The organism is Corynebacterium qintianiae, from assembly GCF_011038645.2.
Taxonomy (GTDB): Bacteria; Actinomycetota; Actinomycetes; order Mycobacteriales; family Mycobacteriaceae; genus Corynebacterium; species Corynebacterium qintianiae.
The window spans coordinates 1,798,973-1,820,366 of the sequence record NZ_CP064955.1 but is presented as its reverse complement, the minus strand read 5'-3'; the positions used below and the strand labels follow the sequence as shown (position 1 = coordinate 1,820,366).

The following is a 21,394-nucleotide window of genomic DNA, read 5'->3' as shown; positions in this document are numbered from 1 at the left end:
GAGGTGGTTCATTGGGCGGCCCGCACTAGCGGGCGACCTCTCAATGTCGTATCAGTATAGTCCTGTGGGACACTATAGCCTGTCGGGCGAAAAAATTCTTAACCGCCCTCTGAGCTGCGATGACGCCACAAGCTACTTGGAGCTTCTCAACCTTTCGACTGCCCTACGGCCGGCCTTCTCCCCCTCGTCATCGGGCAGCGAGTCGGGGTCAATGGACGCTGAGACGGGGGTGTCTCCCTCGGCGGTCAGATCTCCGGAGGAGAGGGCCGAGCGCTTCACAAGCGCGAGTGCGATCGGACCGTAGTCGGCGTCGTGGACGACGGTGCCCAGACGGCCGACCCTGCGACCGGCGAGGCTTAGCTCGGCGCCCGGTGCGGGGTCCACCGGCGCGGACCCGTCGAGCTGCACCATGACGAGCAGCCTGGGGGAGCGGCCGAGGTTTTCGACGCGGGCGACGGTCTCCTGCCCGCGGTAGCACCCCTTATCGAGGTGAACGGCGCCGAGGTGAGCGCCCCGGTTGATAAGGTACGGGGCCTCGTGCGGGATGGACTTCTCGTCCATGTCAGCGCGCAGCTCCGGCTCGCCAGCCTTGACCCGCTCCGCGGTGAACGCCATCAGGCCGGCCAGGGGGATGCCTTGAGCACCGAGCTTATCGACGACCCCCAGCACGCTTTCCCGCTCCACCAGCACATCGGTACGCGGGGTGGTGGGCCACGGCACTGCGCGGGCGACGACGGCTTCGCTGGCCCCGGCGAACTCGGGTCCGGGCCCCAGAATGGTGAGTACCGCGAGGTCGGCATCCTCAATGGTGACCTCGGACCAGAACACCATCTTGTTCAGGAAGGTGGTCAACGTCTCATGCTGGTAGGCAGGGAAGTCGAGGTAGAAGACCCCGTCGGTGAAGGTGACGTCGGCGTGGTGGAGGACATGGCCCTGCATGTCCAGGTCCAGCGCTGCGGCGGCAAATCCTTCAGTGACGTCCACCAGCTTCTGTGACAACAGGTTGTTCAAAAACACTGCCGCGTCCGCGCCGGACACCTTGATTACTGCGCGGTGCGACCGGTCAATCACGACCGATCCTTCGGCGAGGGCGCGCTGCTCGCCGAGCGGGTTGCCGTAGTGCCACGCGACGCCTCGGGCGTCGATAAGCGACGTGTCCGCATCGGTCAATTCAACCGCTGCCGGGCTGCTCAACAGGGGAGAACGATACTGGCTTGCGGTTTCCATGCGCCCCATCCTACGTGCATAATGGGGCGTCATGGCTTCCTCGCTCATCCCTCCGCAGCCGGTCATTTACCTAGTTGAACCCTTCGGAGGCTCGATCCGTAGGCAGAACGCCAACATCGCCCACGTCTACTGGGACGACGCCGCAGTCACTCGCGGCGACGGAATTTTCGAGACCCTGCTCATTCACGACGGCGCGCCCGTCAACCTGGCCAAGCACCTCGCGCGCTTCCGCCGCTCCGCCGAGGCGCTCGACCTGCCGGACCCGGGCGTGGACCACTGGGTCAAAGCCACACGAGAGGCTGTGGCTGACTATTACCGCGAGCGGGGAGAAATCGACGACACCAGCGCCGAGGCCAAGTGCGTGTGGACCATGACGCGCGGCCGGGAAACCACCGGTGTACCCACCGCGTGGTTGACGGTGCGGCCCGTGGACCCATTGCTCCTGCGGCAGCGGGAAACCGGGGTCAAGACGGTGACGGCTCCGCGCGGGTACACCATTACGAGCGGCGCGACCGCAGCGCCCTGGCTGAAAGTAGGTGCGAAAACGCTGAACTACGCGGCGTCCATGGCGGCGCTGCGCTGGGCTCGGAAGCACGGTTGCGACGACGTGATCTACGTCGACCACGAGGACGGCCGCGTCCTCGAAGCGACCACGTCCACCGTAATCATCGTGCGCAAGGACAAGAAGCTGCGCACCCCGGCCCCGGGATCCGAGATCCTCGCCGGAACCACCCAGCAGGCGATTTTCGAGTACGCCGCCGAGCAGGGCTGGCGCTGCAAGGCCAAGGACTTGTATGTCGACGACCTGCTGAGCGCCGAGTCGGTATGGCTGGTTAGCTCGGTGCGCAAGGCGGTGCGGGTCACCGAGCTCGACGGACGCGTGCTTTCCGAGCCGGGCCGCGACGCGGACATCCGCGAGCTGGTGGAATTGGCCCTGCTTAGCCAGCGAGACGTGTAAGTTCCGCCGACATGTACGGCACCAACTCGCCGTCGACCGCGCGTTCGTCCACCCATCCGAGGTTGTTGTTGGGCATCAACCCGTAAAGGCGCTTGCCCGGGCCGTGCTTCTCCGGGCCGGTGGCGGTGACAATCGTGGACGCACTCGTGATCTGCCAGGCGCGCTCGTTCACCGGTTCCCCGTAGAGGATCTCCACCAACCCACGCGAGTTCGTCAGCGTGACCTCGATTTCGTCGTCGAGGGAGATGCGCCAGAACCCAACTTCGCGCTGGTCCGCGCCCTGCGGTTGACCGTTGTCGTCGAGGCGCCAGAGGCGGGACTCGAAACGCAGGTAGTTCTCCCCGTCGTGTGAGATCACGAGTTGCTGGCCGAACGAGTACTCGACCCCACCGTCGTTGGCCTGGCCTTCACCGGACCAGACGCCGACGAGGGGGAGCAGGGCGAGGAGGCCGTCGTGAAGCGACGGGCCCTGGCGGAGGTTGGCGGTGTCGACTTCCAGCGGCACCCCCTCGAACCCGAAGCCGGGAATGTTGCGGTGGGCGGTGTTCTTCGACTGCTCCGCGGCTAGATTGACGGCCTCGCTGCCGTCGAGCCGGGCGCCGTCGGTGGTGCCTGGAGTGTTGGGGGTCTCGCTCATGCCCACAACCGTACCGTCCTGCCGTTACTGCGGCGGGAGAGGGGCCAGGTCGGATTCATCGAGTACGACGTTGTAGCGCTGGCGTATGAACTCGATGGATCCGCCGGACAGCTGGACTATGTCGGCGGGGCCGCCAAGCGGCAAGTCGCGGGTATCGCGGTCGAGCGTGTAGGCCGCGAGGACCTCATCCTCGGCGCCCGAGGGGATGTCGACAAGCAGGCTCGGCCTCATCCGGAACGTGCCGCCATCAAGCCGGAGGGTGACAATCACCGTGCTCGGCTTCTCGGTCCCGGGAACGGTGCCGGTGAGCTGGGCCTCGCTGGCGACACCGCCGCCGGGGGAGATGTCGTATGGGTTGGCGATGTCCAGATCCGTCATGCCGAGGAGCTCACCGAAGGCCACGCCATCGAGGCGGACCTTGCGGCGCACCATGGCTGCGGGGGAGCCGACGAAATCACCCTCGGCGGCGCGTTCTACGGGAACCTCGATATCGAAGGCTTCCGCACCCGTGTTGACTACCCCCAGTCCCGCGACGTCGACATCGAGGGTGGAGACCGAAACTCGGGGAACCTCCTTTGTCACGGCCACCTGGGAAAAGGGGAAGCCGGCGATGTAGACGTCCGGAGCGGTGGAGAGGCGCGTGTCCGCCTCCGTTCGTTCGGATAATGCACTCTCCGCCCGCGATGCGGCGGCGGTGTCCACGAGAACGGCCCCGCCGATCAGTGCAGCAGCCACACCGGCGGCGACCGCGGCCCGTGAACGTAACCTCATTCCTCTATTACTACCGTAACCTGGCCACATGACGAACCCGATTAAAATTGAGACGCTGCCCGGCGACGAAGCCCGCCGCCTCCTGGCCAAGGTGGAGGACCGAGATGAGGTCGCAGCCTTCTCTGAGCAGTTTTTGGCCGGGCTTAACGACGCCCGCGTGGCGCACACCCACCTCACCCACCGGGCGGGGGATCAATTGGTAGGAATCGCCGCCATCGCAGGCGATTCCTCCGTGGAAATGGCCGTCGATCCTGACTTCCGCCGCGGCGGTATCGGGTCCGCGCTCATGGCTGCCGTGTTCGAGCACGCGCCGGGCGCGGGCTTCTGGGCGCACGGGGATCTCCCCGCCGCTCAAGCTTTGGCCGCGCGGCGGGGGCTCTCGCCCACCCGTGAGTTGCTCGTCATGGAGATCAGCGGGGCGGCCTTGGAGGAGGTCGCCCACGCGACTATCCCCGAGGGGTTCGAAGCGCTGAGCTACAGCGATGCGGTGGCTCGGTGGGGGCGCGCCGGGGTGGAGAGCGCGTGGCTGCGGGCGAACAATGAAGCTTTCGAATGGCACCCGGAACAGGGCGGATGGGACGAGGAGAGACTTCACCGCGCGATGGAGGCGGAGTGGTTCGACCCCGAAGGTGTCCGTTTCCTCTACGAGGGGGAATCGCTAGCAGGGTTTCACTGGACGAAGATGCACCCGGACGGCACGGGTGAGGTGTATGTGGTGGGATTGGATTCGAGTTACCGCCGGAAAGGTCTGGGTGACCCTCTACTGCGAATCGGGCTCGAATTCCTCGCCGGGCGGGGATCGTCCCAGGTGAAGCTGTATGTCGAGGCGGACAACGGGCCTGCAGTAAAGCGGTACGAAAATCTGGGCTTCGTCACAGCCGAGCGCCACGTCGTTTACCGCGAAACTTAGATCTACCTGGGAAAATGTGAGACCGCTTAAAAGTTAACCTACTGTTCACCGCCCCGGCCACCGCCGGTTAACCGTTGACACGTACCTTAGCCAATTGTGAGTAATCGGATGAAGTCTGTCTGGATCCTTTCAGGCGGGCCTCATAATCCACCAGGATCCGATGCTCGAACTCTTAATCTGAATTCGCACCGGAAAGGTACCCCGTGATTCGCAACTTCAAGCGCACCGCCGCCATCATCGGTGTCGTCGCAGCATCCTCCGCAACCCTCGTCGCTTGCGGTGACTCCAACGACGCTTCCTCCAACGACACCACCGTCGCTGAGACCGCTACCGAGACCAAAACCGAGACCAGCGCTGCCGCTTCCGGTGCTGAGCTGACCGGCACCAAGGGCCAGCTGGTCGCTGAGGGTGCAACTTCCCAGCAGAACGCCATGGACTACTTCGGCTCCCGCTACTCTGAGGCTGTTCCGGGCGCAAACCTGGCTTACAACGCCACCGGCTCCGGTGCTGGTGTCAAGAACTTCATCGGCAACCAGGCCGCGTTCGCAGGTTCTGACTCCCCGCTGAAGGATGAAGAGATCCAGCCGGCTGCAGACCGCTGCGGCGGCAACGAGGCATGGCACCTCCCGATGGTTGTCGGACCGGTTGCCATCGCTTACAACCTTGACGGTGTCGATGAGCTGAACCTGACCGTCGACAACATCGTTGACATCTTCCAGGGCAAGATCACGAAGTGGAACGACCCGGCTATCGCAGAGTCCAACCCGGACGCGAAGCTTCCGGACGAGAACATCTCTGTGATCTACCGCTCCGACGAGTCCGGCACCTCCGACAACTTCCAGAAGTTCCTCGCCGCCGCTTCCGACGGCAAGTGGGAGGGTAAGGGCAAGGCGTTCCCGCAGGAGGTTGGCGCCGGTGCGAACGGCTCCACCGGCGTGGCCGAGCAGGTCAACGCTATCCCGGGCGCCATCACCTACGTCGAGGCCGGATTCGCTGAGAAGGCCGCAAACATCGACTTCGGCAACGGCCCGGTCGAGCTCTCCGACGAGACCGTGGGCAAGGCTCTGGACAACCTGGAGTTCAAGACCGAGGGCCACAACATGGTCGTCGACGCTGAGAAGCTCTTCACCATGGACGGCGCGGACACCTACCCGCTGGTTCTGACCACCTACGAGATCGTCTGCTCCAAAGGTTACGACGAGCAGACCCGCGACATGGTCAAGGACTTCCTGAACGTCGCTCTCGACTCCCAGGATGACGAGCTCGCGGCTGAGGGCTTCATCCCGGTTTCCGGCGCCCACGCTGACCGCCTGCGCGAGGCCGTCAACGCCATCAGCTAGTAACGCTGCAGTTCCCCAGGGAATTCTTTGCCCCCCGCCCGGTTCAGGCCGAATGGGGGGCAAACCCATTCATGAGCCCGGTTAACACGACATGTGTAAAGCGTGGCCAGAAGGTTTATTTGGGGAATTGTTCTTTTCCCTTACGGCAATTCAATTAAAGGATTCGTGAACATGGCTGATAACGAACTGCCTGCTACCGGCCGCGACGACCGCGGGGCTGGCCCCGCGACGAAGTCGGAGCCGGTTATTCCGGGGTCGACAGGCACTCCCATTTCCAAGGGGCAAGACCCCGCTACCCAAGGCACCCCGGTCGCGGGTGAGGCCTCGAACGGCGCGGGTGTCATCCGTCCGGGAGACCGAGTTTTCCAACTTCTCTCTACTGCATCTGCGGCGCTCATCACACTGATCATCGCTGCCATCGGCATCTTCCTTCTGCTGCAGGCAATTCCGCCTCTCGCGCGTAACGACGGTGGACTGCCCGGGTTCTTCACTTATTCCGGGCCGTGGCAGACAGCGAACCTGGACGCAATGAAGTTCGGTATTCCGAACCTGTTCTTCGCTACGGTGACAATTTCGCTGATCGCTCTGATCATCGCGATGCCGATTGCCCTCGGCATTGCTCTCTTCCTGTCGAACTACGCGCCAAAGAAGCTGGTTCGCCCGCTGGGAACCCTCGTCGACATGCTCGCCGCGATCCCTTCCATTGTGTACGGCCTCTGGGGTGCGCAGGTGCTGGGTCCCTTCCTGGGCAAGTTCTACAACTGGCTTCATTCGTGGGCAGGGGACTTCTTCCTCTTTGCGGTGTACCCAAACACCCCCTCGTACTACACCGGCCGGAATATGCTCACCGGCGGCATCGTCCTCGCAATTATGATCCTCCCCGTGATCGCCGCGACCGCACGCGAAGTGTTCGTTCAGACTCCCCCGGGACAAATCGAGTCGGCCCTCGCCCTCGGTGCAACCCGATGGGAAGTCATCCGCATGACGGTGATCCCTTTCGGTATGTCGGGCTACATTGCGGGCTCCATGCTCGGTCTCGGACGTGCGCTTGGTGAAACCATGGCCCTGTACATGGTGGTTTCGCCGTCGCCGCTCTTCCGCGCGTCGCTTTTCGACGGCGGTTCGACCTTCGCAACTCACATCGCGAACGCGTCCGCCGAGTTCAACAATCCGACCAGTGCCGGTGCCTACATCGCCGCGGGTCTGGTGCTTTTCATCCTGACCTTTGTCGTCAACTCGATCGCCCGCGCGATCGTCAACAAGAAGTAGGAGGCAGAGGCCACTATGAGTACCGCAGTACCGAATAACGGCTCCGGCCGCCCGGACACCGCCGCCACCACGGCGACGTCCGTCCGCACCGAGAACTCCTCGAATGCGGTCGCCACGGGCAACGACACCCCGTTCGCTGACATCTCCGGCAGCCGCAAGACCACGAACAAGATCATGGGCCTGCTGATGTGGGCGTGCATGATCGTCGCTCTCATCCCGCTGCTCTGGCTGCTTTTGACCGTGGTTTCCCGCGGTGCTGGAGCCGTTTTCGATCCGAGCTGGTGGACAGAGGACATGCTCGGCGTGCGCGCCCGCGGTGAAGGCGGCGGTGCGCTGCATGCTATCGCCGGCACGATCATGCAGACACTTGTCGCGTCTCTGTTCTCAATCCCGGTGGGTATCTTCACGGCGATCTACCTTGTGGAGTACTCCAACGGAAACCGTCTCGGCAAGCTCACCACCTTTATGGTTGACATCCTCTCTGGCGTTCCGTCTATTGTCGCCGCGCTGTTCATCTACGCCCTCTGGATCACTGTCCTGGGCCAGCAGCGCTCCGGTTTCGCCGTCGCGCTCGCGCTGATCCTGCTCATGGTCCCCATCGTGGTCCGCAACACCGAGGAGATGCTCCGGGTCGTGCCCATGGATCTTCGTGAGGCTTCCTACGCCCTCGGCGTTCCGAAGTGGAAGACCATCGCCCGCATCGTTCTCCCGACCGCGCTTTCCGGCATTGTCACCGGCGTCATGCTCGCCGTCGCCCGCGTTATGGGAGAGTCCGCGCCAGTGCTCATCCTTGTCGGATCCACCCCGGTCACAAACTGGTTCGGCATGTTTGACCAGCCGCAGTCCTCGCTGCCACTCTTCATGCTCGACATGTGGAAGTCCGGCGCCACCGGTCCGGCCAACGACCGACTCTGGGGCGCTGCTTTCACCCTCGTCATCATGGTCGTCACCTTGAACCTCATCGCACGCTTCATCGCGTCGAAGTTCTCGGTGAAGAAGTAAACGTCGCCAATTCTTACCCCCACATTCCCAGGAGGAAACTGTTGTCTAAGCTCGTACTCAACGACGTCAACATCTACTACGGCGACTTCCACGCCGTGCAGAACGTCAACATGAACATCCCCGCACAGGCGGTCACCGCGTTCATCGGCCCGTCCGGTTGCGGAAAGTCCACCGTGCTGCGCACCCTCAACCGCATGCACGAGGTCATCCCGAACGCGACCGTTAAGGGCGAGATTCTTCTCGACGGCAACAACATCTACGGCAAGAACATCGACCCCGTGTCGGTGCGCAACACCGTCGGCATGGTGTTCCAGAAGGCCAACCCGTTCCCGACCATGTCCATCGAGGACAACGTTGTCGCGGGCCTGAAGCTCTCCGGTGAGCGCGACCGCAAGAAGCTCAAGGCTGTTGCGGAGGAGTCCCTGCGTGGCGCCAACTTGTGGGAAGAGGTCAAGGATCGCCTTGACAAGCCGGGCGGCGGCCTTTCCGGTGGCCAGCAGCAGCGTCTCTGCATCGCCCGCGCGATCGCTGTGCGCCCTGAGGTTCTCCTCATGGACGAGCCCTGCTCCGCCCTCGACCCGATTTCCACCCTCGCAGTGGAGGACCTCATCCACGAGCTGAAGGATCAGTACACAATCGTCATCGTGACCCACAACATGCAGCAGGCAGCCCGCGTGTCCGACAAGACCGCGTTCTTCTCCCTGGAGGCGACCGGCAAGCCGGGCCAGCTCATCGAATTCAACGACACAACCACCATCTTCGAGAACCCCGACCGCAAGGAGACCGAGGACTACATCGCCGGCCGCTTCGGCTAAGCCGCCGCCATCGACCGCCCCGGGTGCTCCCTCATACGAGGGGGTGTCCGGGGTTTATCCTCGAGCGGCGGTCGAAACGCTTCTCAATTACGGCGAAGCGCTCGTCCATGTCGAATCCGTCGCCTGAACGGCGGTGCTCCAGATATGCCTCAGGTTTCATGCCCGTGGCAAGAAAGACAGTGCGGGCGGCTACGTTGACGCAGTGGTCGGAATAACGCTCGAAGTAGCGGCACAGCAGCGCTAGATCGACGGCCTCGCGGGCGGAGTGCTCCCACTGTTGGTTCGTGGTCACGTTGAGGATGTAGCTCGTCATCGTGTCGACCTCGTCATCCGCGTCGCGGAGGGTGACGGCGGCGTCGGGGTCCGGGTCGGAGAGAAGCTCCTCGGTTTGCGTGCCCAACTCACGCGCAAGGCGCACGAGCTCATCGACGAGGGCAACCATCGTCTCGGGGACTACAGGGTGGGGATGCCGCAGCCGCGCGAGCTTGGCGATGTGCGTAGCCAGCGCACCCATCCGCTCGAAATCCTCCACGATATAGATCGAGGAGACCACCTGGCGCAGGTCTGAGGCAACTGGGCTCTCCAGTGCAAGCAGCTGCATGCTCCGCACTTCGCAGCGCTGCCGGATCACGTCCAAGGCGTCGGTGGAGGAGAGGGCGTCTTCAGCGTGGTCGAGGCTTTGCGTCAGCAGCGCGATGGTTGCGTTATCCATTAACTCGCGGACGTTGTTGCACATCTCAATGAGGTCCCGCGAGAAAGCGTCGAGGTGCTCACGGTAAATAGTGCGCATATGGGTCACCTTACAAGGGCCTTGTCTGTCATAGTTCTGGAATCCGCCTATCCGCCGTTATTCTCGACCTCGGCGCCTTCAGGCACCGCGTCGTCCTCCGGGTCGTCGAGCCAGCCGTCGGGAAGTGCAACTTTGGAGGATGACCCTTGGCGGCCCCGCGCGTCGTCGGCGTGCTCCGCGAATTCGCCGGAATCCGCAATGGTGTCAAGCAGACTGGACAGCTGCGCGAGCGATTCAACCTTTGCCAGGTCCTTACGGAATTCACCCCCGACGGGGAACCCGCGCAGGTACCAGCCTGTGTGTTTGCGGATGTCCCGGCACGCGTGCTCCTCGCCGTCGTGAAGCGCGAGAAGTTCGGCATGCCGGTAGATGATGCGGGAAACTTCACCGAGGGTTGGCTCCGGGGGAATCGGTTCGCCTCGCAGTTGGGCACCGAGCTGCGCGAACAGCCATGGCCGCCCCAGGCACCCGCGGCCGACCTCGACGCCATGGCAACCGGTGAGCTCCATCATGCGGGCTGCGTCGTCTGCGGCAAAAATGTCGCCGTTGCCGATGACCGGCACGCCCGTGCCCTCCATGTGCTTCACGAGGCGGGTGATTTCCGACCAGTGAGCCTGTCCGGAATAGCGCTGGTCGGCGGTCCGAGCGTGCAGCGCAACGGCCGCTGCTCCCTCATCCGCGGCGATGCGGCCGGCGTCCAAGTGCGTGTGGTGCTCGTCGTCGATGCCGATACGAAACTTCACGGTCACGGGAATCCCGGAACCTTTTGTGGCGCGCACCGCGGCTGAGACGATGTTGGCGTACAAGCGGCGCTTGTAAGGGATAGCCGAACCGCCGCCCTTACGGGTGACCTTGGGTACAGGGCAGCCGAAGTTCATGTCGACGTGGTCGGCTATGTCCTCATTGACGATCATGCGCACCGCTTCATAGGTGAACTTCGGGTCCACGGTGTAGAGCTGCATGGAGCGCGGTTTCTCAACTTCCGCGAAGGTCGTCATGTGCAATGTCTTCTCGTTGCGGGCGACCAACGCCCGCGCGGTTATCATTTCGCAGACGTACAGCCCGGACGATGATCCGGCGAGGTCTTCTTCGATCTCCCGGCACAGCACGCGGAACGGCATGTTGGTCACCCCGGCCATCGGGGCGAGGATCACGGGGGAGTCGAGTGTGTAGTCCCCGATGCGCAACGCGGCGGTCGAATCCTGCGCGGACAGTACCTGAGTCATAGTAGGGACCATTGTCCACGTGAGAGTTGGAACAGTCCAATCTTATTGGGGGGTGAGAGTGCGCGGGGACGCTTATTACAGTAAAATTTAGTAGGCCGAAACAAGTGTCTGGCATTGTAACCACGCTCCCAATAAGGTGGAGACGTACAAGCCAACAAACTCTAGTGAGGGATTCTTTATGAGCGACCGTATCGCTAACGCCCAGCTGCGCGACAAGGTGATGTCCGCAGAGGAGGCAGCTCAGTTCGTCAACCACGGTGACAAAGTCGGAATGTCGGGCTTCACCGGTGCGGGCTACCCGAAGGCTATGCCGGGTGTCATCGCCGCGAAGGCCAAGGACGCCCACGGCAACGGCCAGGACTACTCGATCGACCTGTTCACAGGCGCCTCCACGGCGCCGGAGTGCGACGGCGTGCTGGCCGAGGCCGACGCCCTGCGCTACCGCATGCCGTACCAGTCCGATCCGCAGATGCGCGGCAAGATCAACGAAGGCGCGATGAAGTTCCAAGACATCCACCTGTCCCACTCGGGCATGATGGTGGAACAGGGCTTCTTCGGGGAACTGGACGTCGCCATTGTCGAAGCCGTACGCATTACCGAGGACGGCAACATCGTGCCGTCGTCCTCCGTCGGCAACTCGGTGGAGTTCCTCAACGCCGCGAAGAAGATCATTATCGAGGTCAACTCCTGGCAGTCCGAGGAGCTCGAGGGCATGCACGACATCTGGCTCGTGCCTTCGCTGCCGAACCGCATCCCGGTCCCGATCTCCAAGGCGGGCGACCGTATCGGCACCACCTACATCGAGATCGACCCGTCCAAAGTTGTCGCCGTCGTGGAAACGGACGCACCCGACCGCAACGCCCCGTTCAAAGCTCCGGACGAGGTTTCAGAGCAGATCGCGGGCCACTTCCTCGACTTCCTGGAGAGCGAGGTCCAGGCTGGTCGTTTAGCTTACGACGGTTACGTCATGCAGTCCGGTGTGGGCAACGTGCCAAACGCCGTGATGGCGGGCCTGATGAACTCTAAGTTCGAAAACATCCAGGCCTACACGGAGGTAATCCAGGACGGCATGGTCGACCTGATCGACGCCGGCAAGATGACCGTCGCCTCCGCCACGTCTTTCTCCCTCTCGCCCGAGTACGCGGAGAAAATGAACAATGAAGCCTCTCGTTACCGCGATTCCATCATCCTGCGCCCGCAGTCGATCTCGAACCACCCCGAGGTCATCCGCCGCACCGGCCTGATCGCCTCTAACGGCATGATCGAGGCGGACATCTACGGCAACGCGAACTCCACCCACATCAACGGCTCGCGCCTGATGAACGCCCTCGGCGGCTCCGGCGACTTCACGCGCAATGCGTACATCTCCTCGTTCATCTCCCCGTCGGAGGCCAAGGGTGGCGCGATCTCCGCGATCGTCCCGTTTGTGTCCCACGTCGACCACACCGAGCACGACGCGATGGTATTCGTCACCGAGTACGGTGTCGCCGATCTGCGTGGACTCGCCCCCCGCGACCGCGTGGCCAAGATGATTTCGATTGCCCACCCGTCGTACCGCCCGCTGCTCGAGGAGTACGTTGAGCGCGCCGCGAAGTCCAAGTTCCAGCAGACCCCGCACGACCTGCGCCACGCTTTCGACTTCCATATCCGCTCGCTTGAGACCGGAACCATGAAGGCCGAGGGCTAAAAGCCTCTTAGTCGAGCCCTGTTCCCGCCACGGGAGCAGGGCTCTGATAATTCCCAACCCGATTTCGAAAGCGCCAACGCTACCGGCTATCATGTGTGCGTCGGGCCTTTAGCTCAGTTGGTAGAGCTACGGACTTTTAATCCGCAGGTCCCGGGTTCGAGCCCCGGAGGGCCCACCGATAGCGCCGTTGAGTCATGTCAGCGGCGCTCTGCCATTCTCCCCGAGCTCATCTCCACCCCGCGGGCTACGCTGAGGCCATGGGTATTCTGCGTTTTATTCTCAACGTCATCTGGGTTCTCACTGCCGGGATCTGGCTGTTTCTCGGCTACATGCTCGCTGGTGTCGTCGCATGTATCTTCATCATCACAATCCCGTTCGGGCTGGCGTCGTTCCGCATCGCCGGTTACGTGCTGTGGCCGTTTGGTAGGGAGGTGGTGGAGGACAATGTGGGGGCGTTGAGCGCAATCGGCAACGTCATCTGGTTCCTGATTGCCGGGTTGTGGCTCGCTCTCGGACACCTGCTTACCGCGGTAGTCCAGGCAGCGACGATCGTTGGAATCCCGCTCGCGTGGGCGAACGTGAAGCTGATCCCTGTGACCTGCTTCCCCTTCGGCAAGAGAATCGTCACCACCGCCGAGGCGCAGGCACGAATTGTGCCGTACGTGCGCTAGTTCCAGAGCTCCAGGCGGATCAAGGTGACGTTGTCGTCCGTGCGAACGAGGGCGAGCTCGTCGTCGCCCGCCTGCTGCTGCGCCACCACCTTCCTCTGGAGTCGTAGCTGGAACTTATTCTCCTCGCCGTCGATGGTGGCCTCACCGATGGAGGTGTAGGAGTTGTGCTCTTGGATGTCAACCGCGGTAACGGCGGCTTCCGAGTCGGTACCGGTTCCCCGGACGTCGAAAAGAGGCTCACCAGTAGAGAAGTCCGCACCGTGCTCGCCCGACACAATGAGCGCGATGAGCTCACGAACGGCGACCGGATCGGCGGTAAGGTACGCCACCGAGCGCTCGCCGAGCTCCGAGTGGGATAGGGGCGTCAACGCGTCGTCAAGCGCCTCAGCGGCCTCACGGTAGGAGACCCCCAGCTGGGTCAGGTTTCCCTCGCTGTCCTCGCCAACGATAATTTCGATACCCACCTTGCCGGCCGAGTCGACAGCGCGGTAGGAACCGAGCTGCTTCACGATGGGGGAATACGCAGCGGCGATCGCGTCCTTGGTGGGGTTGAGTTCTGCGTCGTAGATCTTTGCTTCAGCCATTAGCTCTTCACCATTCTCTTGATTGCCTGCATTGCTTCCTCCACTTTAGCGTCGACCGCTGTGTGCGCGTCACCGCTAGCGCCATCGGCGGAGCTGTGCACGGCACCGGCGACACAGTGTTTCAGGTGCTCGTCGAGAAGCGATAGCCCCACGTTCTCAAGCGCGGACGTGATCGCCGTGATCTGCGTGAGGATGTCGATGCAGTACTGGTCCTCCTCGATCATGCGCTGAATGCCACGCACCTGGCCCTCGACGCGCTTCAGGCGCGCGGAGTAGCGATCCTTGTCATGACTGTAACCGTGTCTGTGCTCTCGGTCGGGCGTGTTCATAAGCAAAACTCTACATGGCCTGCAGGTTTGTTCCATCTTTGCGCGCTGGTTTATGATGAGCAGGCTGTCTAGGCCCCCATCGTCTAGAGGCCTAGGACTCCGCCCTTTCACGGCGGCAACACGGGTTCGAATCCCGTTGGGGGTACTCGAGCCCCACGGTTCGAAACGGAAGAGGATATGGCCCTGTGGCGCAGTTGGTTAGCGCGCCGCCCTGTCACGGCGGAGGTCGCGGGTTCAAGTCCCGTCAGGGTCGCAAGTTAAAAACGGTCGGGGAGAAATCCGCGGCCGTTTTTCGTTTGTGCAATTGAGGCGTTTAACTGGCGATTTGTACTCGCCGACGCGCTCTGTGTAAAGTGACATCTCGTGCACAACGCGGTTGCGAACACCGCGGGAGGCGCGAATAAATGAAAAATCTGGCCCTGTGGCGCAGTTGGTTAGCGCGCCGCCCTGTCACGGCGGAGGTCGCGGGTTCAAGTCCCGTCAGGGTCGCAGAACAGCTTGTCTCAAGCGGTTCTGGCCAGATAGCTCAGTCGGTAGAGCACACGCCTGAAAAGTGTGGGGTCGCCAGTTCGATCCTGGCTCTGGCCACACTTAAACCCCTTCACTGCGGTGGAGGGGTTTCGTGCGTTCGGCACCCTGGTGCCACGTGGACGGCTAGGGTGGTGGGACGCTATCCCGACTGAAAGGATCGAACGATGTCCGACAACCAAGTCAAGCTGAACGAAGGTCTGAGCCGCTACGAGATTCTTGTCGACGGCCAGGTGGCCGGTTTCGCCGCGTTTCGCGAGAACGTCGACGGTGTCCGCGATTTCAACCACACTGTTGTCCAGCCGGAATACCGTGGCCAGGGACTGTCCACGCCGCTCATTCAAGAGGCACTCGATGCCACCCGCACCGAGGGCAAAAAGATCATTCCGACGTGCTCAGCCGTGGAGCACTTCCTGGGCAAGAACGAGAACTACCGCGACCTCGTCGCCCAGTAGCCGTTAGATCATGTAGCTGCCGGGGTCGACGTAATTGTCCGGGTCGACTAGGTGCGTCTTCTCGTCACGCATCCGCTTGCGGTGTTTGGCGGGGACCCCCGTGGCGATGGAGTGCGGGGGCACTGACTTTGTCACGACCGCGTTGGCGCCCACCGCGGAGCCCTCGCCGATTGTGATCGGTCCGAGCACCTTCGCACCGGCACCGATGGTCACGTTGTCTTCGATGGTGGGGTGGCGCTTGGTCTGTGTGAGCACCTGCCCACCGAGGGTAACGCCGTGGTAAAGCATCACGCCGTCGCCGATTTCGGCGGTCTCGCCGATGACGATGCCCATTCCGTGGTCGATGAAGAACCGGCGGCCGATTGTCGCACCGGGGTGGATCTCGATACCGGTGAGGAAGCGGTTAGTTTGCGCCAGAATGCGTGCCGGACCCTTCCAACCGCGCTTCCACATCAGGTGGCAGAGGCGGTGGATCCAAATGGCGTGCAGCCCCGAGTAGACGATGGCGTTCTCGACGTCGCCGCGGGCGGCGGGGTCATGCAGGCGGGCGTTCTCAAGATCGTCTTTGATCGTCGCCCTCATCGTTCTCAGCTCCTCAATCATGGTTGCCGAGCTTATCAGCGGTCGCGACGGCCACTGCCCGCCCGACTGGATTTGATTCAGGGCGCGTAAACGCGGTGACGCCCCACCGGCCTGTTGGCCAACGGGGCGTCGATAAGCGAAAGCTTGTAACTAGTCGCGGATGTCCTCGTAAAGCGGGGTGGAGATGTAGCGCTCTCCGAAGTCGCAGACGACAAACACGATCGTCTTGCCGGCGTTCTCCGGGCGGGAAGCGACCTCAAGGGTCGCCTTCAGGTTTGCGCCCGTGGAGATGCCGCCGAGAATGCCCTCCTCGCGCGCCAGCTCACGGGAGGTGGCGAAGGCGTCTTCGTTGGAGACGGTGATGATCTCGTCCACGATCTCGCGGTTGAGGGTGCCCGGGATGAAGTTGGCGCCCATGCCCTGGATCTTGTGCGGGCCAGCCTCGCCCTTGGACAGCAGCGGGGACGCGGAAGGCTCGACGGCGACGAGCTTGACGTCAGACTTGCGCTCCTTCAGGTATTTGCCTGCGCCGGAGATGGTTCCGCCGGTGCCCACGCCTGCGACGAGGATGTCGACCTCGCCGTCGGTGTCGTTCCAAATCTCCGGACCAGTGGTCTCGTAGTGGATCTGCGGGTTGGCCTCGTTCTCGAACTGGCGGGCCAAGATTGCGTTTTCGTTCTGCTCCACGATCTCGTTTGCCTTTTCCACGGCGCCTTTCATGCCGGCGGCGCCCGGTGTCAGCTCAATCTGCGCGCCCAGAGCTCGAAGAACTACGCGACGCTCGGTAGACATGGTTTCCGGCATTGTGAGGATGACCTTGTAACCCTTGGCAGCGCCCGCCAACGCCAGTGCGATGCCGGTGTTGCCGGAGGTGGCCTCGACGATGGTTCCGCCCGGCTTGAGATCGCCCGACTTCTCGGCGGCCTCGACGATGGCTTTGCCGATACGGTCCTTCACAGAGTTTGCCGGGTTGTAAAACTCCAGCTTGGCCAGTACGCGAGCACCGGTGTCCTTGGAAATGCGCTGCAGCTCGACGAGCGGGGTACCGCCCACGAGGTCAAGTACGTTACCTGCGATCTTTGCCATGATTGCTCCTTGGTTGGGGGTGACGGGGATGCGAATCCCCTGACGTTTGTAATTCACTGTTCAGCATACACGGCACAGGTAGACAAGCCAGTATGTTGTTAATGGACAAGTCTGTATGGGTAAACTTTGCGGTGATCCGCTGCCGTTTTGGAATTTGGCCACCCCCAGAAGTGCGATATGGTGAGAAGGGTTAAACGTCAACTTGAGGCAGGAAACTCCCCCCGCGGGGACACCCACAGGGGTAGACCTTAAATAGGGGAGAGCCGTAAGGAATGTAATGGACGCGCAAACGATCAGGGACGAGGACGACGCTATCCGCGCCGCCCTCACAGCGTTGAAGACCGCCACCGGGATCCCTGTGGCGATGTACGGTACCCTCCTCGCCGACAATCGGATCCAGATCACCCAGTGGATCGGGTTGCGCACCCCGGCGCTTCAGAACCTGGTGATCGAGCCGGGTGCGGGGGTCGGTGGCCGAGTGGTAACCACCCGTCGGGCTGTCGGTATCTCCGACTACACGCGCGCCAACGTCATCTCCCACGAGTACGACCGCCAAATCCAGGACGAGGGGCTCCACTCTGTCGTCGCCGTGCCCGTCATTGTGCAGCGGGAGATCCGCGGCGTCTTGTACGTGGGTGTGCACTCGCCGGTGAGGCTGGGGGACAAAGTCATCGAGGAAGTCACCATGACCGCGCGGTGCCTCGAACAGGACCTCGCAGTCAACGGCGCGATGCGCCAGGCCGAAGGGGGCAAGGGCGCGGTCAAGTCCGGGCGCGTCATGAACAGTGCGGAATGGGAGCAGGTTCGCTCCACCCACTCCAAGCTGCGCATGCTTGCGAACCGCGTGTCCGATGAGGAGCTGCGCAAGGAGCTCGAGCACTTGTGCGACCAGATGGTGTCGCCGGTGCGTATCAAGCAGACGACCAAGCTGTCAGCGCGCGAGCTCGACGTCCTCTCCTGCGTGGCTCTCGGCCACACCAACGTTGAGGCGGCCGAGGAAATGGGTATCGGTGCCGAAACCGTCAAGTCTTACCTGCGCAGCGTCATGCGGAAACTGGGTGCCCACACCCGTTATGAGGCGGTCAACGCGGCGCGCCGTATCGGTGCTCTGCCCTGAGTCTGTTTCTGTACGCTTGTGGGCGTGAAAGAACGTTTTCTGGTCCACGGTGGAACAAAACTGCAGGGCACGGTGCGTGTCGACGGCGCCAAGAACAGCGTGCTCAAGCTCATGGCGGCCGCTCTGCTTGCCGAGGGCACGACGACGCTTCACAACTGCCCGGAGATTCTCGATGTCCCGCTTATGCGCGATGTCCTCGTGGGGCTCGGTTGCGAGGTTGAGATCGACGGATCCGTCGTAACAATCACAACCCCGGCCACGGTTTCTCCGCACGCGGATTTCGAGGCTGTGCGGCAGTTCCGCGCCTCCGTGGCCGTGCTCGGCCCGCTCGTGGCGCGGTGCAAGGAGGCATACGTCGCTTTGCCGGGCGGTGACGCCATCGGTTCTCGCCCCCTCGACATGCACCAGTCCGGATTGGAGAAACTCGGCGCCACCACTCACATCGAGCACGGCGCGGTAGTCGCACGCGCCGACAGGCTCACCGGCGCATCGATCTCGCTTGACTTCCCGTCCGTGGGAGCGACCGAAAACATCGTCACCGCTGCCGCGCTTGCCGACGGCCGAACGACCCTGGAGAACGCGGCCCGCGAGCCAGAGATCGTAGACCTGTGCGACATGCTCAATTCGATGGGCGCCCGCATTAGCGGGGCGGGTTCGTCCACGATCACCATTGACGGTGTGAGCTCCCTGCGCCCGACCGAGCACGAGGTGGTTGGGGACCGCATTGTGGCAGGCACCTGGGCGTATGCCGCCGCGATGACACAGGGAGACATCACAGTGGGCGGAATCGCTCCGCGCCACCTCCACCTCGCGTTGGCCAAGCTGAAGACCGCCGGAGCGGAGATCGAAACCTACGACAACGGTTTCCGCATTCGCCAGAACGGCCGCCCGAAGGCCGTGGACTACCAAACGCTGCCGTTCCCCGGGTTCCCGACGGACCTCCAGCCCATGGCTATCGGTATCGCCTCCATCGCCGAAGGTGTTTCCGTCATCACCGAGAACGTCTTCGAAGCCCGGTTCCGCTTCGTGGACGAGATGCTGCGATTGGGTGCCGACGCCAACGTGGACGGACACCATGTTGTCCTTCGCGGAGTGGACACGCTTTCCTCAACTGACGTCTGGGCCTCGGACATCCGCGCCGGTGCCGGCCTAGTGCTCGCCGGGCTTGTCGCTGACGGAGTCACCACAGTGCACGATGTCGCCCACATCGACCGCGGTTACCCCAATTTCGTGGAAAACTTGGTTCAGCTTGGCGCAACGGTAACCCGCGCAGAAGGGCGTTAGCTCCCGGGTGCGTTTTGTGGGTTTTAGCTGGGGGTTTGTGTTTGGTGGTGGGGGTGTGTAACTTTGTGTGAGTCAGCGAGACCGACAACGCCCCGCCGGAGTGATTCTGGTGAGATGGCGGACAGGAAAACTACCGTTGGTGCCTCCTTTGATTGGCTGCGATGGTTGTCGTGGTTGGTTGGGTGTGCGTGTGTTGTGTGAGAACTCGATAGTGTGCCAATGTACTTTTTTGTTTTTTGTTTGTGGTTTGTTGGTTGTGCATTGTGGTGTGTCTGCCTGCGTGTGACGTTGTGTTGTGTGTGGGTGGGTGTGTGCCGGTGGTGGTGTCGTGAACCTTTGATGGCGGCATTGCTTCGTGGTTTTGCCATGGTGTGCGGTTTTCGGATCGCGTTTTTTGCTGGCTCTTGGTTTTTCCTCGTCGGATTGTGAGGGCTGGTGGCTAGTTTTTGCTAGTGAAATTTTAGGATTTTGTGCCAGTGCTGCTGGCCCTGCGGTTGTTGTTGTGGGGTTGGTGGTGTGGTTTTTGTTGTGGTTGGGTTTGGGCTTTTCACGCCTGGATGTTTCTGCTGAAATGTTTTTGTGGAGAGTTTGATCCTGGCTCAGGATGAACGCTGGCGGCGTGCTTAACACATGCAAGTCGAACGGAAAGGCCCTGCTTGCGGGGTACTCGAGTGGCGAACGGGTGAGTAACACGTGGGTGATCTGCCCTGTACTTCGGGATAAGCTTGGGAAACTGGGTCTAATACCGGATAGGAATCACATGTGGGTGTGTGGTTGGAAAGCTTTTGCGGTATAGGATGAGCTCGCGGCCTATCAGCTTGTTGGTGGGGTAATGGCCTACCAAGGCGTCGACGGGTAGCCGGCCTGAGAGGGTGTACGGCCACATTGGGACTGAGATACGGCCCAGACTCCTACGGGAGGCAGCAGTGGGGAATATTGCACAATGGGCGCAAGCCTGATGCAGCGACGCCGCGTGGGGGATGACGGCCTTCGGGTTGTAAACTCCTTTCGCCAGGGACGAAGCGTAAGTGACGGTACCTGGAAAAGAAGCACCGGCTAACTACGTGCCAGCAGCCGCGGTAATACGTAGGGTGCGAGCGTTGTCCGGAATTACTGGGCGTAAAGAGCTCGTAGGTGGTTTGTCGCGTCGTTTGTGTAAGTCCACGGCTTAACTGTGGGACTGCAGGCGATACGGGCATAACTTGAGTGCTGTAGGGGAGACTGGAATTCCTGGTGTAGCGGTGAAATGCGCAGATATCAGGAGGAACACCGATGGCGAAGGCAGGTCTCTGGGCAGTAACTGACGCTGAGGAGCGAAAGCATGGGTAGCGAACAGGATTAGATACCCTGGTAGTCCATGCCGTAAACGGTGGGCGCTAGGTGTGAGTCCCTTCCACGGGGTTCGTGCCGTAGCTAACGCATTAAGCGCCCCGCCTGGGGAGTACGGCCGCAAGGCTAAAACTCAAAGGAATTGACGGGGGCCCGCACAAGCGGCGGAGCATGTGGATTAATTCGATGCAACGCGAAGAACCTTACCTGGGCTTGACATACACCAGATCGCCGTAGAGATACGGTTTCCCTTGTGGTTGGTGTACAGGTGGTGCATGGTTGTCGTCAGCTCGTGTCGTGAGATGTTGGGTTAAGTCCCGCAACGAGCGCAACCCTTGTCTTATGTTGCCAGCACGTGATGGTGGGGACTCATGAGAGACTGCCGGGGTTAACTCGGAGGAAGGTGGGGATGACGTCAAATCATCATGCCCCTTATGTCCAGGGCTTCACACATGCTACAATGGTCGGTACAACGCGTTTGCGACACTGTGAGGTGGGGCTAATCGCTGAAAGCCGGTCGTAGTTCGGATTGGGGTCTGCAACTCGACCCCATGAAGTCGGAGTCGCTAGTAATCGCAGATCAGCAACGCTGCGGTGAATACGTTCCCGGGCCTTGTACACACCGCCCGTCACGTCATGAAAGTTGGTAACACCCGAAGCCAGTGGCCCAAACTTGTTAGGGAGCTGTCGAAGGTGGGATCGGCGATTGGGACGAAGTCGTAACAAGGTAGCCGTACCGGAAGGTGCGGCTGGATCACCTCCTTTCTAAGGAGCTTTTGTTTTTGTGAGTCACATTG

Annotated in this window: 20 protein-coding genes, 5 tRNA genes and 1 rRNA gene; 17 read left to right on the top strand and 9 right to left on the bottom strand. The window is 62.0% G+C overall.

Annotation, left to right across the window (positions count from 1 at the left end; translation table 11 throughout):
* Positions 1 to 132: 132 nt before the first annotated feature.
* Positions 133 to 1,227, bottom strand: coding sequence for a CAF17-like 4Fe-4S cluster assembly/insertion protein YgfZ (ygfZ, locus tag G7Y29_RS08910; protein WP_235933532.1), 1,095 nt, complete (start codon positions 1,225 to 1,227; stop codon positions 133 to 135).
* Positions 1,228 to 1,258: 31 nt separating this feature from the next.
* On the opposite strand from ygfZ, the gene G7Y29_RS08905 reads away from it, so the two are divergent.
* A complete protein-coding gene (locus tag G7Y29_RS08905) occupies positions 1,259 to 2,185 on the top strand; it encodes an aminodeoxychorismate lyase (protein ID WP_165002234.1) in 927 nt (308 codons plus the stop codon).
* Here the strand turns inward: G7Y29_RS08905 and G7Y29_RS08900 are convergent.
* Both G7Y29_RS08900 and G7Y29_RS08895 read right to left on the bottom strand, forming a co-directional pair.
* The gene (locus G7Y29_RS08900) at positions 2,166 to 2,822 is read right to left on the bottom strand and encodes a heme-binding beta-barrel domain-containing protein (RefSeq protein ID WP_165002233.1); all 657 of its coding nucleotides are present in this window, start codon (positions 2,820 to 2,822) and stop codon (positions 2,166 to 2,168) included. The two genes, G7Y29_RS08905 and G7Y29_RS08900, sit on opposite strands and share 20 nt — an antisense overlap.
* 24 nt (positions 2,823 to 2,846) lie before the next feature.
* Positions 2,847 to 3,593, bottom strand: a complete 747-nt coding sequence (locus tag G7Y29_RS08895; protein WP_249399739.1) for an LmeA family phospholipid-binding protein — start codon at positions 3,591 to 3,593, stop codon at positions 2,847 to 2,849.
* Between the two features lie 28 nt (positions 3,594 to 3,621).
* On the opposite strand from G7Y29_RS08895, the gene mshD reads away from it, so the two are divergent.
* The 5 genes from mshD to pstB all read left to right on the top strand — a co-directional run bounded on the left by mshD (position 3,622) and on the right by pstB (position 8,929).
* Positions 3,622 to 4,503: a mycothiol synthase gene (gene mshD / locus G7Y29_RS08890; protein WP_165002231.1), complete on the top strand. Its 882-nt coding sequence runs from the start codon at positions 3,622 to 3,624 to the stop codon at positions 4,501 to 4,503.
* Positions 4,504 to 4,706: 203 nt separating this feature from the next.
* Positions 4,707 to 5,843, top strand: a complete 1,137-nt coding sequence (gene pstS, locus G7Y29_RS08885) for a phosphate ABC transporter substrate-binding protein PstS (protein ID WP_165002230.1) — start codon at positions 4,707 to 4,709, stop codon at positions 5,841 to 5,843.
* 171 nt (positions 5,844 to 6,014) lie between these two features.
* Positions 6,015 to 7,112 (top strand): phosphate ABC transporter permease subunit PstC, encoded by a 1,098-nt coding sequence (gene pstC, locus G7Y29_RS08880; RefSeq protein ID WP_165002229.1) that lies wholly within the window; start codon positions 6,015 to 6,017, stop codon positions 7,110 to 7,112.
* A gap of 174 nt (positions 7,113 to 7,286) precedes the next feature.
* Positions 7,287 to 8,114 carry a phosphate ABC transporter permease PstA gene (gene pstA / locus G7Y29_RS08875; protein WP_249399848.1) on the top strand — a complete coding sequence of 276 codons (828 nt, stop codon included), beginning with the start codon at positions 7,287 to 7,289 and terminating at the stop codon, positions 8,112 to 8,114.
* 41 nt (positions 8,115 to 8,155) lie between these two features.
* A complete protein-coding gene (gene pstB, locus G7Y29_RS08870) occupies positions 8,156 to 8,929 on the top strand; it encodes a phosphate ABC transporter ATP-binding protein PstB (RefSeq protein ID WP_165002228.1) in 774 nt (257 codons plus the stop codon).
* Positions 8,930 to 8,960: 31 nt separating this feature from the next.
* Here pstB and phoU read toward each other — a convergent pair whose 3' ends face one another.
* A complete protein-coding gene (gene phoU / locus G7Y29_RS08865) occupies positions 8,961 to 9,719 on the bottom strand; it encodes a phosphate signaling complex protein PhoU (protein ID WP_165002227.1) in 759 nt (252 codons plus the stop codon).
* A 47-nt stretch (positions 9,720 to 9,766) separates the two neighbouring features.
* Positions 9,767 to 10,945, bottom strand: coding sequence for a tRNA dihydrouridine synthase DusB (gene dusB, locus G7Y29_RS08860; RefSeq protein ID WP_249399738.1), 1,179 nt, complete (start codon positions 10,943 to 10,945; stop codon positions 9,767 to 9,769).
* Positions 10,946 to 11,123: 178 nt separating this feature from the next.
* On the opposite strand from dusB, the gene scpC reads away from it, so the two are divergent.
* The 3 genes from scpC (at position 11,124) to G7Y29_RS08845 (ending at position 13,303) form a co-directional block, all read left to right on the top strand.
* Complete coding sequence (gene scpC, locus G7Y29_RS08855; protein WP_165002226.1) at positions 11,124 to 12,632, top strand: succinyl-CoA:acetate CoA-transferase ScpC; 1,509 nt, start codon at positions 11,124 to 11,126, stop codon at positions 12,630 to 12,632.
* 102 nt (positions 12,633 to 12,734) lie between these two features.
* Positions 12,735 to 12,807 (top strand) — tRNA-Lys (locus tag G7Y29_RS08850).
* Between the two features lie 82 nt (positions 12,808 to 12,889).
* Positions 12,890 to 13,303 (top strand): YccF domain-containing protein, encoded by a 414-nt coding sequence (locus G7Y29_RS08845; protein ID WP_165002225.1) that lies wholly within the window; start codon positions 12,890 to 12,892, stop codon positions 13,301 to 13,303.
* Here G7Y29_RS08845 and G7Y29_RS08840 read toward each other — a convergent pair.
* Positions 13,300 to 13,887 carry a CG0192 family protein gene (locus G7Y29_RS08840; RefSeq protein ID WP_165002224.1) on the bottom strand — a complete coding sequence of 196 codons (588 nt, stop codon included), beginning with the start codon at positions 13,885 to 13,887 and terminating at the stop codon, positions 13,300 to 13,302. The two genes, G7Y29_RS08845 and G7Y29_RS08840, sit on opposite strands and share 4 nt — an antisense overlap.
* Entirely contained in the window at positions 13,887 to 14,216 is a 330-nt protein-coding gene (locus tag G7Y29_RS08835; RefSeq protein WP_165002223.1) for a metal-sensitive transcriptional regulator, read from the bottom strand. The genes G7Y29_RS08840 and G7Y29_RS08835 overlap by 1 nt, the downstream gene beginning before the upstream one ends.
* A 72-nt stretch (positions 14,217 to 14,288) precedes the next feature.
* On the opposite strand from G7Y29_RS08835, the gene G7Y29_RS08830 reads away from it, so the two are divergent.
* The 5 genes from G7Y29_RS08830 to G7Y29_RS08810 all read left to right on the top strand — a co-directional run bounded on the left by G7Y29_RS08830 (position 14,289) and on the right by G7Y29_RS08810 (position 15,199).
* Positions 14,289 to 14,361, top strand: a tRNA-Glu gene (locus G7Y29_RS08830).
* 34 nt (positions 14,362 to 14,395) lie between these two features.
* Positions 14,396 to 14,469, top strand: a tRNA-Asp gene (locus tag G7Y29_RS08825).
* Positions 14,470 to 14,631: 162 nt separating this feature from the next.
* Positions 14,632 to 14,705 (top strand) — tRNA-Asp (locus G7Y29_RS08820).
* A 26-nt stretch (positions 14,706 to 14,731) separates the two neighbouring features.
* A tRNA-Phe gene (locus G7Y29_RS08815) sits at positions 14,732 to 14,804 on the top strand.
* A 107-nt stretch (positions 14,805 to 14,911) separates the two neighbouring features.
* The gene (locus G7Y29_RS08810) at positions 14,912 to 15,199 is read left to right on the top strand and encodes a GNAT family N-acetyltransferase (protein WP_165002222.1); all 288 of its coding nucleotides are present in this window, start codon (positions 14,912 to 14,914) and stop codon (positions 15,197 to 15,199) included.
* A 3-nt stretch (positions 15,200 to 15,202) separates the two neighbouring features.
* On the opposite strand, the gene epsC is transcribed toward G7Y29_RS08810, so the two are convergent.
* Together epsC and cysK are read right to left on the bottom strand one after the other, a co-directional pair.
* A complete protein-coding gene (gene epsC / locus G7Y29_RS08805; RefSeq protein WP_165002221.1) occupies positions 15,203 to 15,802 on the bottom strand; it encodes a serine O-acetyltransferase EpsC in 600 nt (199 codons plus the stop codon).
* 129 nt (positions 15,803 to 15,931) lie between these two features.
* Positions 15,932 to 16,867, bottom strand: coding sequence for a cysteine synthase A (cysK, locus tag G7Y29_RS08800; RefSeq protein WP_165002220.1), 936 nt, complete (start codon positions 16,865 to 16,867; stop codon positions 15,932 to 15,934).
* 277 nt (positions 16,868 to 17,144) lie between these two features.
* Between cysK and ramA the strand changes: the two genes are divergently transcribed.
* The 3 genes from ramA (at position 17,145) to G7Y29_RS08785 (ending at position 21,362) form a co-directional block, all read left to right on the top strand.
* Positions 17,145 to 17,984, top strand: coding sequence for an acetate metabolism transcriptional regulator RamA (gene ramA, locus G7Y29_RS08795; protein WP_165002219.1), 840 nt, complete (start codon positions 17,145 to 17,147; stop codon positions 17,982 to 17,984).
* Positions 17,985 to 18,008: 24 nt separating this feature from the next.
* On the top strand, positions 18,009 to 19,268 hold the full coding sequence (gene murA, locus G7Y29_RS08790) for a UDP-N-acetylglucosamine 1-carboxyvinyltransferase (protein ID WP_165002218.1): 1,260 nt from the start codon (positions 18,009 to 18,011) through the stop codon (positions 19,266 to 19,268).
* 576 nt (positions 19,269 to 19,844) lie between these two features.
* Positions 19,845 to 21,362 (top strand): 16S ribosomal RNA (locus G7Y29_RS08785).
* Positions 21,363 to 21,394: the final 32 nt, after the last annotated feature.

Bases quoted from the DNA above. Each gene is read 5' to 3' on its own strand.
- ygfZ (WP_235933532.1), bottom strand. From the start codon at position 1,227: ATGGAAACCGCAAGCCAGTATCGTTCTCCCCTGTTGAGCAGCCCGGCA.
- G7Y29_RS08905 (WP_165002234.1), top strand. From the start codon at position 1,259: ATGGCTTCCTCGCTCATCCCTCCGCAGCCGGTCATTTACCTAGTTGAA.
- G7Y29_RS08900 (WP_165002233.1), bottom strand. From the start codon at position 2,822: ATGAGCGAGACCCCCAACACTCCAGGCACCACCGACGGCGCCCGGCTC.
- G7Y29_RS08895 (WP_249399739.1), bottom strand. From the start codon at position 3,593: ATGAGGTTACGTTCACGGGCCGCGGTCGCCGCCGGTGTGGCTGCTGCA.
- mshD (WP_165002231.1), top strand. From the start codon at position 3,622: ATGACGAACCCGATTAAAATTGAGACGCTGCCCGGCGACGAAGCCCGC.
- pstC (WP_165002229.1), top strand. From the start codon at position 6,015: ATGGCTGATAACGAACTGCCTGCTACCGGCCGCGACGACCGCGGGGCT.
- pstA (WP_249399848.1), top strand. From the start codon at position 7,287: ATGGGCCTGCTGATGTGGGCGTGCATGATCGTCGCTCTCATCCCGCTG.
- phoU (WP_165002227.1), bottom strand. From the start codon at position 9,719: ATGCGCACTATTTACCGTGAGCACCTCGACGCTTTCTCGCGGGACCTC.
- dusB (WP_249399738.1), bottom strand. From the start codon at position 10,945: ATGACTCAGGTACTGTCCGCGCAGGATTCGACCGCCGCGTTGCGCATC.
- scpC (WP_165002226.1), top strand. From the start codon at position 11,124: ATGAGCGACCGTATCGCTAACGCCCAGCTGCGCGACAAGGTGATGTCC.
- G7Y29_RS08845 (WP_165002225.1), top strand. From the start codon at position 12,890: ATGGGTATTCTGCGTTTTATTCTCAACGTCATCTGGGTTCTCACTGCC.
- G7Y29_RS08840 (WP_165002224.1), bottom strand. From the start codon at position 13,887: ATGGCTGAAGCAAAGATCTACGACGCAGAACTCAACCCCACCAAGGAC.
- G7Y29_RS08835 (WP_165002223.1), bottom strand. From the start codon at position 14,216: ATGAACACGCCCGACCGAGAGCACAGACACGGTTACAGTCATGACAAG.
- G7Y29_RS08810 (WP_165002222.1), top strand. From the start codon at position 14,912: ATGTCCGACAACCAAGTCAAGCTGAACGAAGGTCTGAGCCGCTACGAG.
- epsC (WP_165002221.1), bottom strand. From the start codon at position 15,802: ATGATTGAGGAGCTGAGAACGATGAGGGCGACGATCAAAGACGATCTT.
- cysK (WP_165002220.1), bottom strand. From the start codon at position 16,867: ATGGCAAAGATCGCAGGTAACGTACTTGACCTCGTGGGCGGTACCCCG.
- ramA (WP_165002219.1), top strand. From the start codon at position 17,145: ATGGACGCGCAAACGATCAGGGACGAGGACGACGCTATCCGCGCCGCC.